This window comes from Blastopirellula sediminis (assembly GCF_020966755.1).
Taxonomy (GTDB): Bacteria; Planctomycetota; Planctomycetia; order Pirellulales; family Pirellulaceae; genus Blastopirellula; species Blastopirellula sediminis.
Map to the genome: position 1 here is coordinate 459,137 of NZ_JAJKFT010000004.1, position 18,072 is coordinate 477,208.

Annotated in this window: 10 protein-coding genes; 5 read left to right on the forward strand and 5 right to left on the reverse strand. The window is 60.2% G+C overall.

Features of this window, described 5'->3' with window-relative positions; translation table 11 throughout:
* The first annotated feature begins 62 nt into the window (after positions 1-62).
* The 5 genes from LOC68_RS05635 to LOC68_RS05655 are packed head-to-tail and all read left to right on the forward strand — an operon-like array spanning position 63 to position 11,176.
* Positions 63-2,879 carry a PD-(D/E)XK nuclease family protein gene (locus tag LOC68_RS05635; protein ID WP_230216621.1) on the forward strand — a complete coding sequence of 939 codons (2,817 nt, stop codon included), beginning with the start codon at positions 63-65 and terminating at the stop codon, positions 2,877-2,879.
* The gene (locus LOC68_RS05640) at positions 2,876-5,998 is read left to right on the forward strand and encodes a UvrD-helicase domain-containing protein (RefSeq protein WP_230216623.1); all 3,123 of its coding nucleotides are present in this window, start codon (positions 2,876-2,878) and stop codon (positions 5,996-5,998) included. The genes LOC68_RS05635 and LOC68_RS05640 overlap by 4 nt, the downstream gene beginning before the upstream one ends.
* A complete protein-coding gene (locus LOC68_RS05645) occupies positions 5,995-7,254 on the forward strand; it encodes a metallophosphoesterase family protein (protein ID WP_230216625.1) in 1,260 nt (419 codons plus the stop codon). The genes LOC68_RS05640 and LOC68_RS05645 overlap by 4 nt, the downstream gene beginning before the upstream one ends.
* Positions 7,251-10,769 carry an AAA family ATPase gene (locus tag LOC68_RS05650; RefSeq protein WP_230216627.1) on the forward strand — a complete coding sequence of 1,173 codons (3,519 nt, stop codon included), beginning with the start codon at positions 7,251-7,253 and terminating at the stop codon, positions 10,767-10,769. Before LOC68_RS05645 ends, LOC68_RS05650 begins: the two co-directional genes overlap by 4 nt.
* On the forward strand, positions 10,769-11,176 hold the full coding sequence (locus tag LOC68_RS05655) for a gamma-glutamylcyclotransferase family protein (protein WP_230216629.1): 408 nt from the start codon (positions 10,769-10,771) through the stop codon (positions 11,174-11,176). The genes LOC68_RS05650 and LOC68_RS05655 overlap by 1 nt, the downstream gene beginning before the upstream one ends.
* On the opposite strand, the gene LOC68_RS05660 is transcribed toward LOC68_RS05655, so the two are convergent.
* From LOC68_RS05660 to LOC68_RS05680, 5 genes are all read right to left on the reverse strand, one after another.
* Positions 11,161-12,180 (reverse strand): helix-turn-helix transcriptional regulator, encoded by a 1,020-nt coding sequence (locus LOC68_RS05660; RefSeq protein WP_230216631.1) that lies wholly within the window; start codon positions 12,178-12,180, stop codon positions 11,161-11,163. The two genes, LOC68_RS05655 and LOC68_RS05660, sit on opposite strands and share 16 nt — an antisense overlap.
* Before the next feature lie 116 nt (positions 12,181-12,296).
* On the reverse strand, positions 12,297-13,361 hold the full coding sequence (locus tag LOC68_RS05665) for a DUF932 domain-containing protein (protein WP_230216633.1): 1,065 nt from the start codon (positions 13,359-13,361) through the stop codon (positions 12,297-12,299).
* A gap of 170 nt (positions 13,362-13,531) precedes the next feature.
* Positions 13,532-14,749 (reverse strand): DEAD/DEAH box helicase, encoded by a 1,218-nt coding sequence (locus LOC68_RS05670; RefSeq protein ID WP_230216635.1) that lies wholly within the window; start codon positions 14,747-14,749, stop codon positions 13,532-13,534.
* 744 nt (positions 14,750-15,493) lie between these two features.
* Positions 15,494-17,110 (reverse strand): flotillin family protein, encoded by a 1,617-nt coding sequence (locus LOC68_RS05675; RefSeq protein WP_230216637.1) that lies wholly within the window; start codon positions 17,108-17,110, stop codon positions 15,494-15,496.
* Positions 17,111-17,247: 137 nt separating this feature from the next.
* Positions 17,248-17,835: a hypothetical protein gene (locus tag LOC68_RS05680; protein WP_230216638.1), complete on the reverse strand. Its 588-nt coding sequence runs from the start codon at positions 17,833-17,835 to the stop codon at positions 17,248-17,250.
* Positions 17,836-18,072 lie beyond the last annotated feature (237 nt).

The following is an 18,072-nucleotide window of genomic DNA, read 5'->3' on the forward strand; positions in this document are numbered from 1 at the left end:
CTGCGGCTTTTCCCTGCCGCCTTCGGCGGGTATCTTGAGCTTTTCCAGAGCAAAGGCGAGCCATGTCAGGACGACCAAACGACTTAGCGCGATTTTTTCTCGGCTGGGATCGCCCTGCGCTCCTAGCGGCTGCTGATCATCTGGCCGGTCTGGCTCGCCGCGACGGACCGCTGCTCGATCTGAGCCAGTATGCCCTGATTCTTCCCGGCGCCCAGGCGGGACGTCGTCTCCGCGATCTACTAATCGAGCGGGCCGAAAGCGAAGGCGCCTCGCTGGTTCCCCCCATGCTTTGTGGGGTGGGGCAAACGCCAGAGCTGCTCTACGAACAAAAACGCCCTTTCGCCAGTCAGCTGACCCAGCAATTGGCTTGGGCCGAAACGCTCCGTCTCTGCAAGCCACAGCAGCTCAAGCACCTAATTCCGTTTCCGCCGTCGTCTGACGATCTGTCGCAGTGGCGCGAATATGGCGAAATCATTCGCAAAACGCACCGTGAGTTGGCGAGCGAAAAGCTCGACTTTGCCGCCGTCGCCAAGCGGGCGATCGAAATGCCCGAGTTCGCCGAAGTCGATCGCTGGACGACGCTCGCTCACCTGCAGCAAGATTACTTGGCGCGACTCGATCGGGTGGGCGTCTGGGATAAAGAGACGGCCCGCTTGTTCGCGTTGCAGTACGACGAGTGCCGCTGCGAGCGGAAGATCGTCCTCATCGGCACGGTCGACTTGAACCAAACGTTGCGGTCGATGCTCGATCAGGCGGCGTCGCATGGCGCCGAGGTCTCCGCCTTGATCGCCGCTCCGCCCGAACTGGCCGATTCGTTTGACGCCCATGGCTGTTTGAAGCCGGATGCATGGTCCGATCGCCGCCCGGCGGTTGATTCGAGCCGCGTTTACCTGGTTGAAGGTCCGGCCGATCAGTCTGAGCAAGCGGTCGCGTGCCTGGCGAACTACGCCGGACGTTACGCTCCGGAAGAAGTGGTGATCGGCGTGCCGGACGAGGCGCTGGTGCCGGAACTGAAACAACGGTTGGCGGAACATCAGCTCGACAGCCGCTTCGGCCCTGGCTCGCCGGTCGTCGAAACGTTGCCGTGCCGATTGCTCCGTACCTTCTCGGAATATATGCGACGTCGCAGTTTCGCCGCATTGGCCGAAGCGCTTCGTCATCCCGACGTCTGGCGCATGATCGAGTCGGAACGCGATCCGCTCGAAACGCTCGATCTCTTCTTCGGCGAGCATCTCCGTGATGCACTCGACGCGACCGAACTCGAAGGGGAAACGATCGCCGACCTGATGGCGCAGATGGATCGGCTCGCGATGCCGCTTTCGCAGCCGGTCTGTCCCTTGGTGCAGTGGCGGCAGCCGATCAGCGAACTGTTGCAGTCGATCTACGGCGATCGCGAACTGACGCCGGGGAGCGTCGACTATCGCTCGATCTATCTGCCGATTGAGGCGATCCAGAACGCCATGGCGACTTGGGAAGAGATCCCAGACACGCTCCAGCCGCTGATGTCGGCGAGCGAAGCGATCGACATTCTGTTGCGACCGTTACGGTCGGAGCTGATCCCCGAAGAACCGCGCGACGGCGTGATCGAACTGCTTGGTTGGCTCGAACTTCCGCTACAAGACGCGCCGGCCCTGATTCTGACCAGCTTCAACGACGGTCTCACTCCCAGCTCGGCGAACGCCGACCTGTTTTTGCCGAACTCGCTGCGAGAGCGACTTGGGATCGAAGACAACGCGCGACGCTTGGCTCGTGACGCTTACGCCTTTGAACTGCTGCTCAACAGTCGACAAGATCTTGATGTGATCGTCGCCAAGCGAACGTCGGCGGGAGATCCGCTCGCGCCGAGTCGCCTGCTCTTCGGCTGCGATGACAAAACGCTACCGGCGGCGGTCGAACGAATGTTCGGCGATCCAGAGCCGATCGAGAACACGGCGGTTCAATTCCAAGAGGGCGAAACCGAACTCTTCCGCCAGGCGATCGAGATCCCGCTGCCAGAGCCGGGCCCCTATCAGGTCGACAAGATTACGGCGAGCGACATTCGCCGCTACCTGTTTTGTCCCTATCGCTATTACCTGGAAAAGATCCTGCGGTTGCATTCGTATTCCGACAGCGCTCGTGAGCTCGACGCCGCCCAGTTCGGTAACTTGGCGCATGACTCGCTCGAAAAGTTCGGTCGGAGCGAAATTCGCAACTCGGTCGACGAGAAAGCAATTCGCGATTATCTCGAGCAGGCGCTCAGCGAGATCGTGAAAGAAAAGTTTGGCGCCCGCGTCTTGCCGGCCGTTCGCATTCAGGTTGAGCAACTACGGCTTCGACTGCAATGGTTCGCCGGCGCACAAGCGCGTCGCGCGGAAGAAGGTTGGAAGATCTACCGGACCGAAACCAACAACGATGATCATCAACCGATCCTGATGGTCGATGACGTGCCGGTTCGGCTGAGAGGGCGCATCGACCGGATCGACCATCATCCTGACACGAACCGCTGGGCGGTTATCGACTACAAAACGGCCGACACCGCGAAAAAGCCGGAGGCGGATCACCACAAAGGGAAGTTCGAAGAGCGGGAGTGGTTCAACGTGCAGTTGCCCTTCTATCGCTTGATTGCCCGCGAACTGGGGATCGGCCAGCATGTCGAAGTCGGCTACTTCACGCTGCCGGCCAAACGCGAAGATACCCGCTATCGCCCCGCGGCGTGGGAAGACGCCGATTTTGATCAAGCGGAAGGGGTGATCGCGGAAGTGGTCCGCCGGATTCGTCGCGGCGAGTTCTGGCCTCCCGCCGACGTCGGACAAAACAGCGACGACTACTCGCGGATCTGTCAGGACGGCGTACTCGGACGTTGGGTTCTGGCGTCCGAAGCGGAGGAGGTCGCCCCATGAGAACGTTCCAGCATCGTCTAATCCGCGCGTCGGCCGGTTCCGGCAAAACGTTCCAGCTTTCCAATCGCTTCCTCGGCGTATTAGCGGCGGGGGACGCGCCGGCTGAAATCTTGGCGACGACCTTTACCCGTAAAGCGGCCGGCGAAATCCTCGACCGGATCATGATCCGTCTGGCCGAAGCGGCGCGTGATCCGAAAAAGCTGGCCGAGCTGAACAGTTTCATCGAAGCGGCGCCGGTTACCCAAGAGGCGTGCGTCGCGACGCTCCGCGATTTGACGCGGCAGTTGCATCGCCTGCGCGTGCAGACGCTCGACAGCTTTTTCATTCAGGTCGCGCAGTGCTTCAGCTTCGAGATGGGCTTTCCGCCGGGGTGGTCGATCGCCGACGAAGTCGATGACTCGGAACTGCGCGTCAACGCGATCGAAGAGCTGCTCCGCGAACATGAAGCGAAGCTGGTGCTGGAAATCGTCCACCTGATGAGCAAGGGAGAGACGACCCGTGGCGTCAGCCAATTGATGTTGGACGCGGCGAGCCAATTGTACGGGCTGTTCCAGGAAACGCCGGGGGACGTCTGGACGGCGCTGAAGACCCTGAAGCCGCCGAAACAGGAAGAAATCGACGCAGCCAGAAAGTTGCTGCTGGAAGCGCCGCTCGACAAGCGGATGACGAAGGCTCGCACGGAAGACTTGGCCCGCTTCGCCGAAGGAGACTTCGGCGGGTTCCTTGAAAAGGGGCTCGCGAAGAAGGTCATTGAAGACGACCTGACGTTCTACCGCGCGGAGATTCCGGCCGATGTCGCTCGCGCGTATCAAACGTTGATCGACGCCGCCGCGTGCGAACCGTACAACCTGTTGGTTCGGCAAACCGAAGGCGCCTTTCAACTGCTCGAGCGATTCGACGCAATCTATCGCCGCTTGAAGTTCCAGTCGCAAGCCTATCGTTTTGACGACGTGACTCGGTTCCTGTCGCGACAAGCCAACGCCGACACGCCGACTCGCGTCGCCTATCGTCTCGACGGCCATATCAACCATCTGCTGCTCGACGAGTTCCAAGATACTTCGCCGGCCCAGTGGAGCGTCTTGCGTCCGGTCGCACGCCGCGTCAAAGCGCAGCCGAACGGCAGCTTCTTCTGCGTCGGCGACGTGAAGCAGGCGATCTACGGTTGGCGCGGCGGCGTGGCCGAGATCTTTGAAGAGGTCGTCTCCGAACTGGGAGAACTGGACGAAGCGGAATTACAGGTCAGCTTCCGCTCTTCGCCGGTGGTGATCGACTTCGTCAATCTGGTTGCTCGCAATCTCCATCGGCACCCGGGGCTCGATCGCTACGAAGATGGGGTCAAGCGTTGGCAGACCCTCTTCGCCGATCATTCGACCGCCAAGACCAACTTGCCCGGCTACGTGAGCGTCGAAACGGCGCCGTACGACGAAGATGGCGATCCAAGCGATGAGGCGCTCTTCGTCGCGGCGGCCGAGCGAGTTTGCCGCAGCTTGGAGAATTCGCCGGGGAGCGAGGTGGGCGTGCTCGTTCGGACCAACTCCGCCGTGCGGAAGATGATCTTCGAGCTGCGTCAACGTGGCGTGACGGCGAGCGAAGAAGGGGGCGGTACGCTGACCGACTCGGCGTCAGTGCAGTTGATGATGTCCCTCTTGCAGTGGATCGATCATCCGGCCGACACGGTCGCTCGGTTCCATGTGCAGAACAGCCCGATCGCCGAGACGATCGGTTTGACGCCGCAGATGGGAACGCACCGAGCGTCCGAACTGGCGCAGACGCTGCGGGGCGAATTGTTGACCGCCGGCTACGGCGCTACGCTCCGCCGCTGGTCGCGGGTGCTGGTTGAAATCGGCAACTCGCGCGAACGACGGCGGATTGAACAGTTGATCCGGCTCGCGCATGGCTATCAAGGGAAGTCGACGCTCCGAACCAGCGACTTCATCGAGTTCGTCGAAACGCAGCGGGTCGCCGATCCGCAAGCTTCGGCGGTTCGCGTGATGACGATCCATCAAGCGAAGGGCTTGCAGTTTGACGTCGTGGTGCTGCTCGACTTGGATCACAATTTTCCCGGTCATCCGCCAGGGTTTGTGATTGAACGCTCGGCTCCGCTGGCGCCGGTGACTGGCATCGTCCGCTACGCGAACAAGGATGTGCAAAAGATATTGCCGCCGCGACTGCAGCGGATGTTTTCGAGCGCCAGTACGCAACAAGCGGTCGAAGAACTGTGCGTGCTGTATGTCGCCATTACCCGCGCCGTCCATGCGATGCATATCGTGATCAAGCCGCCGTCCGCTCGCGAAAAGAACACGCCCCGGACGATGGCCGGGCTAGTGACCGAGGCGCTGGAGGTCAATCGCCAACCGCAAGGGAACGAAGTGGTCTACGAGATGGGAGACCGCGAGTGGTACGCCCATCTGTCTCCGGCCGACGCTCCGCAGTCGCATCGCACGCCAGCGATCGCGCGACGTTTGCCAATCGCCATGGCGCCGGCCAAACGACAGCGCGGCGAGGCGCTCTCGCCATCGAAGCTGGAAGGGGGACCGCGACTGAAGGTCGCCAATCTGCTCGAGACGACCGATTCGACCGGGCGACTGGTCGGTTCGGTAACGCATGCCTGGCTCGAGCGAATCGAGTGGTTAGATGATTTCGAGCTGGACGAAGAACGCTTCCGCGCGGTTGCGCGGGCGATTGTCGGGGACGCCTTGAACATCGACCACCTCCTGTCGCGGTTCCGCAAGATCATCGTGCAGCCGAACTTGCAGCAGTTGCTCGGCCAAGCGACGACGCCGCGACCGAAGGGAGTGAGTGTGACGGCGACCGCCGAAGTCCGTCAGGAGCAAACCTTCGCGATTGCGGTCGAGGGTGGCATTCAGAATGGCTCGATCGATCGACTGGTGTTGTGGAAAGAGGGAGACAAGGTGGTAGCTGCCGACGTGATCGACTTCAAGACCGATCGCCTGGCGGCGGAAGAGACCGACGCGCTCACGCAGCGCGTTGCGTTCTATCGTCCACAGGTGAACGCTTACCGTCGCGCGGTGCAGCAGATGTGGAAACTGCCGGAGAAGTCGGTGTCGGGGCATCTTTACTTCGCCTCACTGGATGCTGTTGTGGAGGTGAAATCATGAGCTTTCGTTTCATTCATGCCGCGGATTTGCACATCGATAGCCCGCTGCAAGGGCTCGGACGAATCGATCCGGCGATGATGCAGCGCGTGCAGTTGGCGACGCGGACGGCGTTTGAAAACGTCGTCGATCTGGCGATCAAAGAAGAAGCGGCGTTCGTCTTGATCGCCGGCGACTTGTTCGACGGGCAGTGGCAAGACATGCGAACCGGGCAATGGACGATCGCCCAATTTCGCCGTCTGGAAACGCAAGGGATTCGCGTTTTCTACATTCGCGGGAACCACGACGCCGAGAGCAAGCTGCAAAAATCGATCCGCTGGCCAGACAACGTCAGCGAACTGTCGGCGAAGAAGGCGGAAACGATTAAGCTCGATGATATCCAGGCGGCGATCCATGGCCGCGGATTTGCACGGCCGGACGTGCTCGAAGATCTGGCCGCCGGATATCCCGCCGCACTGCCGGGCTATTTCAACGTCGGCATGCTCCATACCAGCTTACAAGGTTACGACGAACACGATCCGTACGCGCCGACGACGATCGACACGCTGCGCGGCAAAGGGTACGACTATTGGGCGCTGGGGCATATTCATCTGCGGGAAGAGGCGCCTCTCTGCGAACATCCGTACGTCGCGTATAGCGGCAATACCCAGGGGCGCCATATTCGCGAACAAGGCGCCAAGGGTTGCCTGGTCGCTTCGGTCAGCGATGGGCACTTGGAAGAGGTTCGTTTTGAACCGACCGATGTGCTCCGCTGGAACGAAGTCGAAATTGCGGTGCCTGCGACGGCTGATGCGCAGCAGCTCGACGAACAAATTCGAGACGCTTTATCAGCGGCCCATGAGGCGAACGATGGTCGGTTCACCGTCGCGCGGGTTCGATTGACCGGCAGTTGCCAATTGCATGGGGAACTGAATGATCCGCTGAAGCAAGGGAGCTGGATCGGCCGCGTTCGGGACGCAGCGGCGGCGATCAGCGACGACTTGTGCATTGAAAAGGTGAAGATCCGTACCCGGGCCGAACGGGCTCCTCTGTCACGTGGCGAAGCCGATCTGCTGGGCGAATTGGCGCGCGAAGTGGAGCAGTTGCGGCAAGATCCGGAGGCCCTGGCCGCAATGTCGCCGGAGCTGAAATCGTTGTTTGAAAAGCTGGGCGCCGCCCAAGCCGATCTGAGCGACCAGCGGGAAACGAGCGAGCGGTTGGAAGAGTGGCTCGCTGCCGCCGAGCAAATTGTGTTGACCGGATTGGAGGGCGCCGCGTGAAGATTCAAGCGATTCAATCCGAGAACTTCGGGGTCTTCGCAGATCGCCGCTTCGACTTCGGCGACCGGTTGCAGATCATCTACGGCCCTAACGAAGCGGGCAAGTCGACGCTGCTGCAGCTGATCCGCGAAGCGATCTTCGGTTTTAAGGTTCGCAATCCGTACGCCTTCGGCGACAGCGGCAAGATGGCGGTCGAAGTTGGCGCCTCGCTGGCCGATGATCGCGAGTTGCAATTCCGCCGCACCAAGTCGACCAAGTCGGCGCTGACTGGGCAATTCGTCGGTAGCGATGAGACGTTCGACGAAGCGACCTGGATTAACCTGCTGGGCGGAATGGAGCAATCGGCGTATGAGCAACTGTTCGGCTTTTCGCTGACTGAACTCGCTTCCGGCGAGGCTGGGCTGAAAGCGGCGAGCTTGGACGAGGCGCTGTATGGGGGAAGTCTTGGCGGGCTTGGTCAGCTGCAAACGCTCAAAAAGACGCTGGAGACGGAAGGGAACGCCCTGTTCCTGCCCTCCGGACGCAAGCCGCGGATTAACGAACTGCTGGGGCAGATCAAAGACGCGCGGCAGCGACTGCGGAACGCGCCGCTGCGGCCTGCTCAATATGACGAGAAGCTGCGGGAGATTGATCAGCTGGTCGAGAAGCGGGATCAGCTTTACCAACAGCATGAAGAAGCGTTCCGACGGCAACGGCATTTGGATCGGATCGAAAAGGCGTATCCGGTCTGGCGGGAGATTCTGGTTCTGAACGAACAGATCGCGTCCCTCTCTGGCGAGAAGCAACCGCCGCGCGAAGCGATCGAAAAGTTTGGGGAACAGCGAACGCGGCTGCAATCGCTCGAGGAAGAGCTGTCGCGGTATCGGTCGCAGCTGGAGCTGCTCGCGAAAGAACAAGCCGAAAGCGCCGCCGCGATCAGCGAAGATTTGCTCCGCCAGGAAGATACGATTCATCGCCTGGTGCAGACGGTCGGCGAGATTCGGAGCTTCCGCAATCACATTCCGCTTCGTCAACAAGAGCAAATGGCCGCGCTGGCCGACGCTGATCGAGCGATGCGTGAACTGCACCCGGAGTGGAGCGTCGCCACGTTGTCGCAGTTCGCCCTGTCGCATCCGCAGCGGAAAGAGGTGGAGCAAGCGGCTGCGACCGAAAGCGATTTGCGTAGCCAACTGAAAGTGAAGGAAGACGACCTTCAACGTTTGCAGCAGAAATGCGAACGAGCGGAAGAGCGTCTGGCCGAACTTCCGGCCGTCAGCGAGATCGACTTCGCGCCGCTGCTGCGCGAATCGACCGCTTGGAATCGTCGGGCCGAACGAGAAGGCGATCTCCGCCGCGATTTGCAACAACTGACGCAGTCGGCCAAGCCGCTCAAGAGTAGCGCCGCGGCGCTTGCTGATTACGAGAAGGTCTCGGTCACGCAGTTGCCAAGCGATGGCGAGATCGAACGCTTTGGCGACGCATTGCAGCAAGGGGAGCGGAAGCGTCAGGAAGCGGCTGACCGATTGGCGAGCGAAGAAGAGACGCTGGCCGAACGTCAGGCCGAGATTGAGTTGCTCGATCAACGTCATGCCCTGGTCCCGCGTGAACAACTGCAGCAAGCTCGCCAGGAGCGAGACGCCGCGTGGAACGAACTTCGAAATTCCCTTGGCTCGGTAGCGCCGGACGCCGAGAAGATTGCCGAATTCGAACAGCTGCTGAAGAAGCCGGATGAATTAGCCGATCGCCGCCAAGAGCAAGCGGAGCTGCTCGCACGGCGCGACAAGCTGACGGATGATCTCGATCTGACGTTGCGGCGAATGGAACGTTGCCGAGAGGCGGCGCAAGCGGCGGAGACGCAGCTAGAATCGCTTCGCAAAGAGTGGTTGGCGTTGTGGAGCCCGCTGCAGGTCGTCCCTCTTTCGCCTAAAGAAATGCTCACGTGGTGCGACAAGTTCCGCCGGTGGCGCGAAGTGCAAGACCGTATCGCCGATGTCGAAACGTCCTTGGCCGAAATGTCGGTGGCGAATCAGGTATTTTTGCAGCAGCTTGGCGAAGCGCTGCCGGAAGCCAAAGACTTAAACGACATCGCCGCCGCAGTCGATAACTTGCAAAAAGCTGCCGCCGGAGCCGCGAAACTGCGTGACGAACATGCCCAGGCCGCGGCCGAAGCGAAGAAGCTGGCGGCGGATCGAGACGCGGCGATCGACTTGACGCAGCAGCTGAAGCAGCGCCAGCTCGCCGCGATGGAGACGATCCGCACGCTGCTCGCCGCTGCGCCCGATCTCGGTTCGTCCGATGCGCAGATCATTATCGACTTGCTCTCGCGGATCGACGCCGTTCGCGGCATGCGAGATTCGGCGGCGAGCTTGCAGACCCGCGTCTCCGACATGCAGCAAGGGATCGCCGCGTTTGAGCAGGAAGTGGCCACGTGTTGGACTGCCGCTGGGTTTCCGGCCAGCGATCTTTCTGCCGAAAGCCAGGCGATTGAACTCGATCGACGCCTTAAAGACGTCGTCGCCGCCAGCCACCAGAAGGCGAATGCGGAGAAGCAGCTTTCGCGGCTCCAGCAGCAGATTGCCGAGTGCGAAGCGCAGCAAGGAACGATCCAGACGCAACTGGCCGCATGGCGCGAAGCGTCTGGCGTCGCCGATGACGCTGGGCTTGAAGAAGCGACGCATAAGGCTCGCGAGCTGGCCGACCTCGAAACCGAGCGACGGACGCTGCAGGCGCAGCTGACTGGCATTCGCCAATCGGAAGACGCTGCTGCGTTTGAAGCGGCGTTGGCCGCCGCCGATCTCGACCAGGTGCAACTCGCTCTCCAAGAGAGCGAAGCGGAGGCGGTGAGCCTGCAGAAGCAACTGGACGAAGTGAAGGAGTCGCTCGGCCGCACGCGGCAGCAGCAAGAGTCGCTGGAAGGCTCCGACAAGTCGATCGCGATCGCGTCGGAACTGGAGAGCCTGAAGGGGGAACTGCAGGAGAAGGTCGACCAATACGCGCCGCTGGTGTTGGCCCGAGCGATGATCGATCGCGCCGTCGCCAAGCATCGGGCGAAGACCCAGGGAGACATGTTGGAAGCGGTCGGGCGGATTTTCCGCGAAATGACCGCCGGGCAATACCTGGGGATCGAACGGCAACTCGACGAAAACGGCACATTGATCGTCATTCCCCGCGAAGGGAAACCGAAGACGGCCGAAGAGCTGAGCACCGGTACGCGGGAACAGTTGTATCTCTCCATTCGTCTCGCCTATATCGAAAGCTACGCGACCAGTAGCGAGCCGTTGCCGGTGGTGATGGATGATATCCTGGTGAACTTTGATGACGAGCGGCAGCGTCGCACCTTGGCGGTGCTGAGCGACTTTGATCCGCGGGTGCAGATTCTATTTTTGACCTGTCATCAGACGGTGGTCGAAAAGGCACATGGCATCTCCGCTTCGATTCCTGTTCTGTCGCTCAATGACATGCCGATCGAAACGTCTTCGCCGGCGCCGAAGTCTCGCAAACGTTCCAAATCGCAAACCCCCACGCTGTTTAACTGATGGCTAACGAAATCGCGGCGATGTTCGCTTACGGCACGCTTAAGCGGGGCGAAGAGCGGGAAAAGTTCTGGCCAGCTCGACCATTGACCGTGGTGACCGCGTTTACCCAAGGGCGGCTCTACGAACTCGGCGAATTCCCTGGCCTGATCCGCGGTGAGGACCGGATTCAGGGGGAACTCTGGATCTTCAAGCATCGCGACATCGTGCGCGTGATCGAAGCGCTGGATGTGGTTGAAGACTATCCGCGGCTCTATCTGCGGGAAGAGTTCGCGTGCGAGACGTTTGATGGACAGCCGATCTCGGCGACGGCGTACGTTTACGCCCAGCCAGCGAAGCTGACCGACGCGATGCGGATCCTGCCGAACGAGCAGGGCGTCGTTAACTGGAAGCCTCAGTCACGGCTGTAGATCTGGGCGAGTCGTTTGACCCGCTCGGCGACCGCTTTGCGACACGAGGCCGGCGATAACACCTCCGCTTCGGGGCCAAGGGCCAAAACGCGCGGAATGATTTCCAGGTCGTTGGCCGCTTTGACCGTCAGGATCACGCTGCCGTCCTCTTGCGGTTCGATCTTCTGTTCCGGGTGCCAAGGATCTTCTCGCACCCAGGCCGCCGCGAAACTGCTGATCCGAATCTTGAAGTTCTGCGGCTTCTCCGACGCGAAGATGCCGATCGATTGGGCCAGGTGCTGTTCGAGATCAAAGTCCTTCGGCGGTTTGAAGTAATCGTCGAGCGCTTCGGCCTTCTTGAAGCGGTCGAGCTTCCAGTGCCGCACGCGGGTCTCGGGATCTTCCACTTCGCGAGCTGCGGCGACGATGTAGATGCTCGATTGATAGAGGACTACGCCGTACGGTTCGATCTCGCGTTGTTTGGGCGTCGGTTGGCCGAGCGTTTGATAGGAGATCTGCACCACGCGATGTTGCTGAATCGCGCGGTTGATCGTCTTCAGAACCCCTTCCTGATCTTTGTACGACTTCGGCGTGATGCCGCTGACGTGCAGCACTTGGCGATACTTGTGATAGTGATCCCAGATCGAGCCTGGGAGCTCTTCCTGGATCTTGTTCCAGAACGATTCGATGCCGATCCAGAACGGCGTGCCGGCCAAGGGCAACATCAGATCGCGGCCGAGCGACAGGGCGATCAGCTCCGTCGCCGACGCATTGATCTTGTGCATGCCGCGGGCGCCCGATCCCATTTTCCAGACGCGACCGCGGGGCGATTCGTGACTGTCGACGTCGACGCCTGCCGCTTGCAGCGCTTCCAGATCGCGCCGCACCGTCCGCACGTGTAGCGACGTCAGGCCCAACTGCGTGACCAGATCGTCCCGAATTTCTTCGAGCAGGTACCCGTACCGCGAAGGTTCGAGGATCTGCAAGATTTTGTGCTGTCGAATCAGCTGTTCGTTGCGTGCCACCGGATCAGGTTCTTCCGTGAACGAATGGGGAGAATCGCACCACGCGCCAGCAGCGAACAGCGCCGCTGGACTGGCAGTGTAACCCGACGCCGCCCCGCTCGGCAACGGTCGCGCGGCTAATTGAGCGCGGCGCTCGCTCCGGACAGCAGCAAATCAGCGAATTCGGTCGAATCGGTCGCCGTTCCCTCCATGTCGTATTCGTCGGAAATGAGCGTGCCGATAAAGGCTTGCAGGCTCCGATTGGCGTCGGCGTCGGCATGATGGGTCGCTACTTCGCTGGCGAAATTGACCAGGTCGTAAATCCGACAGCGGGCCGGCAAAATACGTTGCCGCTTTTCGGAGAGTGCGTCGAGATTCGCCATGCCGTACAGCTCGTGCAGCCGCCCCGTCATTTTGTGGAAGTCGGGCATCACCGTGTCGATCGAGATCGATTTCCCACGCTCGAACTTGCACAGAATCTTGTAAAGGGAGTTGCACTCGTGCAGCGACGCCCACGACGTCTGGGCGCTTTCAAATCGCTGCCGCAGCGCGGCGTAACCTTCGCCGTTGTCGTAGCTGTCTAGGGCGCGGCTGATGCAGTGGCCGATGTCCTTGCCGAGGCTGACGTCGCTGCGAAAGGCGCGGCTGTAGCCGATCGCCCCGTTGGAGCAAACCATGCGCAGGAACGAAAGAAAGATCCGAGGCTGGCTGAAGCCGTCGATCGGCGTTTCCATCACAAAGCGATGTTTGAAATGATCGCCGCCGATCTGGAACGTGCAGTCGCCGCTGCGCGGGCGATGCGTGCTGGTGATGATCCCGTCGGCGTAGTTGACGTCGGATCCGTCGTAACGCTCGACCAGGTCAGTCACCTCTTCGTGGGTAATCACGGGACGCTTTGGATTGCTGATTGAGAGCAATCGCGATTTCCCTTGCGGCGAACGTTCGACGCAGTAGCGAACCGTGTCGCTTGGCGTACAAGCCGCGATCCGCTGGAAGACTTCGCCATGGTCGAAGTAACGGAAGACGCTTTCGGAAAAACCGAACCGTTGGAACATCGAACGCCAGAAGCGGGGCGTCGGCGTCAGCTTTTCGCCGTGCAAATCGACCGACTTCACATCGACCTTGCCGCTGCGCGTATCGCGCTCGGCGGTGACTTGAAAATCTTTGATCCGAGCCTGTCCGTATTCGAAGTTCCATTTCATCGCGTCGTCTCCCGTGCATGGGTTGAAGGAATGAATGTCGTTCTCATTGTTGGCATGCTCTTGCGACGTCTTCATCGGATGAGCATGACTTTGAGTTTTTGAAAGGCGTTGAAGACATGCTCTTCTCGCGAAGACGCGGCAAGAGCATGGCGCCAGGCCTTGCGGCGTTGTTAAAACCGTTCTTGAACCTGCTGCCAAAACGGCTTTGACGTTCGGGCGGCGGCGACGATTTTCGGCAGCTTCACTTCGGCGCCGGCGATCAGTTGTCGCGTCCGATTGCTGATCTTGCTGATTTCGCGGTTCATTTTCAGGCTGCGCCACGCTTCGCCGTTCCAGACGTATTGCTCGGCCGCCGAGGCCGTTTTCAAAATCGGATGCGGCGTGTTGCGGCACTGCACGACTTGCTTGAAGGGATGGGCCGCATGTTTGCGGAAGACGCGGCCGCACATTTGAATTGTGCAGGCGCGGCTCGAAGGGCGACAAAAGACCGTTTGCAGGTCGGGGCAATCGAATCCTTCGGTCAGGATCGACATATTGATCAGCACCTGGGTGCGGCCGGCGATAAAGTCGGCCAGTTGGCGTTCGCGATCGCTGGTCGCCGTCACCACTTCGCTGCGAATGCCGTAACCGGCCAAGGCGACCTGGGCGGCGTCGCATTGTTGGCGACGATGGAAGAACATGATCGACTTGCCCCAATGCTTCGGGCTGCGAGCGTAATGCTCGGCGACCGCTTCCGGCGTATATTCCGGAATGGTGAAGTGATGGAAGCGGCTCAGGTAGTCGTCTTGAATCAGCTGATGAATTCCGGCGTCTTTGATCACCGTGTCGAAGCAAAGCTTCACGCGGTCGCTGCGAAACGGCGTCGCCGTCAGTCCGAGGATGTATTGCGGGCGAACCGAGCAGTGGAGATTCGCCATGCTGCTGGCGGCGTCATGCTGGGCTTCGTCGACGATCAGCATGTCGACTTTCGGCGGATTCTTGTCGAACATCGAAATCAGCTCGAGCTTCACGTCGAAGCCGCGACGCAGGTTTTCTTCCTGCGCCTGTTGCAGCAGATTGCGACGCATCGCGACCCAGCCGACGCTCAGCCCGTAATGCTTTTGCATCCACTGGGCGATTCCCAGTCCCATCACCGTCTTGCCGCTGCCGGTCGGGCTTTCGATCAGCACCGAAGCCGCCGAAGCGGAGAGTTCGGAGAAGGGATCGGCTCGATGCTGTTCAAACGCCGATATCGCTTTCGAGGCGATCCGCAGTTGATAGGGACGCGGATCGACCAAGGCGCCCTCGAACAGATCGTCCAGACAGTTCTCCTCAAACGGCGCCGCCGGCAGCGAAAGAACGTCGTCATACAGCGGAGCAGGGGAGAGGAGAGCTTCGTGCTGAATCATGGGAAATTTCCTTTTCGCCGAGGGGCTTGGGTTTCACTTCTTGCGGTCGCCTCGTTGCGACAGGAGAGATCTTCGCCCAGGGCTGTGACACGATTGGTCCCACCTCGGAAAAATTTTTTTGAGGAGCCAATCTTCACCAGCCCGCAGCGTCAGCAAGGGAATGCGGCCGCAGGAAAAATGGGACCGGACCCCCTTCATTTTTTTTCAATTCACGTAACGTTGACTCGCCGCATGCTTGGGGCGACGAGGTAAGTCCAAACCGCTTCCCGATTTGCGATCCAAGGGTATCGGGCGGGACCACTCCCGAAACGGCGGACCGAAAAGTAGGACCGGACCGCGGTCCCTTTTTTGGGGCTGTCCGCCTGATGCGATGGTAAGTTGGGCGCTTTTGAGAGCAGGCCAGTGGAGTGGACCGGGCCGCGATTTTTTTTCCCTACGTTCACCGGCGCCGCCGACAGCCCGGCTCCAACTCAAGGTAGATCGCGTCTTGGAGGAACGCGGCGATCTAGCAAGTGGATAGGGAAATCGACCACGAATCTGTGCGCTTTGTCAATCGACAACGTTGCGTGGAGAGAGGGCGAGAAACGACGCCTCGCGGTGATGAGGTTGGTTGCGTCCCAAGGGGGCAACCGCATTCCCTTGCTTGCGCTGCGGGCTAGTATTGCATTTGATTCGCATGAAAAAAGGCCGCCGCGAAATCGTTCGCGGCGGCCTTATTGATTTTGGCGTTAGAGCTTCGCCGACTTACGCGTCGGCTTCTTTGCTGGCTGCGCCGTTCGACTTGGCCAGGCTTTCCGGGCCGTCGTCGACGTAGCGGATCAGCGCTTCGGGGAGCTCGACGCCGCCGATGTCTTTGAGGACCTGCATCATCGGAGGCAAGGTCTTCGACATGCCGGAGAGCCAATCGGCGGTGCTGCTGCGGCCATCCTTGCCATTGCCGCCACCTTCCCAGACGACCACCTTGTCGAACTTGATGTTCGAGATCGCCTTGGCGGACGATTCGGCCAGGTTGTCGAGGTGTTCGAGCAGGAGCATCTGGAACGCTTCCTTCGAGCTGCCGCACGCTTCGACGATCTGCTTGAGACCTTCACCCTTCTTGGCCAGCTTTTCGTATTCACCGCGAGCTTCCGCTTCCAACTTGGCGTAGATCGCATCGGCGTCGGCCTGGGCCAGGATGCGACGCTTGGCCGCTTCGGCCGCCGCGTCGACTTCCATCTTCGCCTTTTCGGCCTTGGCCGGAGCTTCGAGCAACGCACGCTTTTCGGCTTCCACACGTTCCGCTTCGGCGAGCGCGGCCTTGGCCATCGCGCGGTTTTGGGCTTCGAGAACCGCCGCTTCCGCTTCTTTCTTGCGGGTTTCGCCGACCTGGTACGCTTCGGCTCGCTTCACCGCGAGGGCCGCTTGCGACGCGGCGATCTTGGCGTTCGAGAGGTTTTCCCCTTCGATCGCAGTCGCGTCGGCTTCGGCGATCCGAACGCGCTTTTCCCGCTCGGCGTCTTTCACCCGCGCTTCCCGTTCGTATTCGGCGGTGCGTTCGCCGATCGTTTGTTCTTTCTGCATTTCCGCGACGCGAATCGCCTGATCGCGTTCCGCTTCGCGGGTACCGATGATCTGTTCCTTCTGGGCGAGGGCAACCGAGATCAACTTCGCCTTGTCGGCTTCGGCGACGCGGATTTCGCCCATCTTCAAGTTTTCGGCGACGTCGCCGCGGGCATTTTGAATCGCGAGCGAGGCGGCCTTCTGACCGATCGCGTCGATGTAGCCTGACTCGTCGGTGATGTCGGTAATGTTGACGTTGATCAGGATCAAACCGATCTTGTTCAGTTCCGGTTCAAGCGACGATTGAATGTGTTCGAGCAGCTTGTCGCGGTCGCGGTTAATTTCTTCAATCTGCATCGACGCGATCACCTGGCGGAGCTGGCCGAAGATCAATTCTTCGGCTTGCTTGCGAATTTCGCCGACGGTCAAGCCGAGCAGACGAACCGCGGCGTTGTCCATAACGCCTGGCGAAGTGCCGATGGCGACGGTGAAGCAGCTCGGCACGTTGACGCGGATGTTTTCCGACGACAAGGCGCCGCGGAGCGGAATGTCGATCTGGATCGGTTCCAAGCTGAGATAGGCGTAGTCCTGAATCAGCGGAACGACGAGCGAAGCGCCGCCGTGAATCGTTTTCGCGGCGGTTCCTTTGCCAGTGCGACCGTAGATGACCAACACGCGGTTCGACGGACAGCGTTTGTACTGCTTCGCGATGAAAATCATCATCGAGAAGAGGAACATGACGAAGATGCCGACGCCGACGAGCGTCCAGAACATCGTCGAACTGGGGAACTGGCCTAATACCAGCGGAATGTGAGTTAGCATGACGGTCGATCCAATCTGATGGGTGTGAACTTCGTGCCTTAGTAGATGTACGTTGTGCTAAGCGGCGCGCAATCCGATCCCCACGGAAATCGTTCGCGCCAAAGGGCCGTCTGAGCCGATTGTTCCAGCTGCGCCGCCTATGCCGACAAGCGGGCTACTTCCAGGGTCGAGTCGTCGATGACGCGGACCACCCGAACCGAGGTTCCGGTCGCCAGCTTTTCCGTTTCGGAAGTCATCGCCGCGTATTCGACGATCTGGTTATTCAGTTGCATCTGGATCTTGCCTTGGCCCCCGTTTTCTCCGGGGATCGGCACATAGACCTTGGCGGCCTGACCGACGGCGTCGCTGATTTTGGTCGTGCCGTCGACGCCCAACTTGTAGATGAACAACATCAGCCAATGGACGACATACATCGCCGCGATTCCAAAAACAATTGCGACGACCAGCGAAGCGGCGTCGCCGATGTTGGCCGACTCGGCAGCGAGTCCGGCGATGCCGAAGAAGGCGATCGCGGCGACGATCGTCTTGAACGAGAGGACGCCGAAAAGCCAGGTCGAGTGATGTGCCGTCGCGGAGAAGTCGGTGTCATCCGGCAGGTCGAGATCGTCAGGAATGTCCCCTTCCAATTCGAGCGCTTCGCCGCCGATTCCAATCAGCGTTAGCAGGAACTGAATGACGAAAATCGAACCGCCCAAGACGGCGCAAATCAAAAACATGGTGCTCATTTTCCGCCCCTTTCATGAGGAACGAATCTGGTGATGCTTGATAGTCACCTGATATTCGTTTTGGCGGGCCGAATATTGCGGCAATTCCTGTCCGCGGCAGACCCCCCGTATCTTGGGTTTCTCGCCAGCGGTTGTCAAACCAAACGAGCGGGAAATGCCGAATATTCGGGAGATACCGGGACCGTAGAGGGGGAGCCTAAGCCGTTAAAGGTTAGCCCCGAAAGGTTCCCTTTCGGG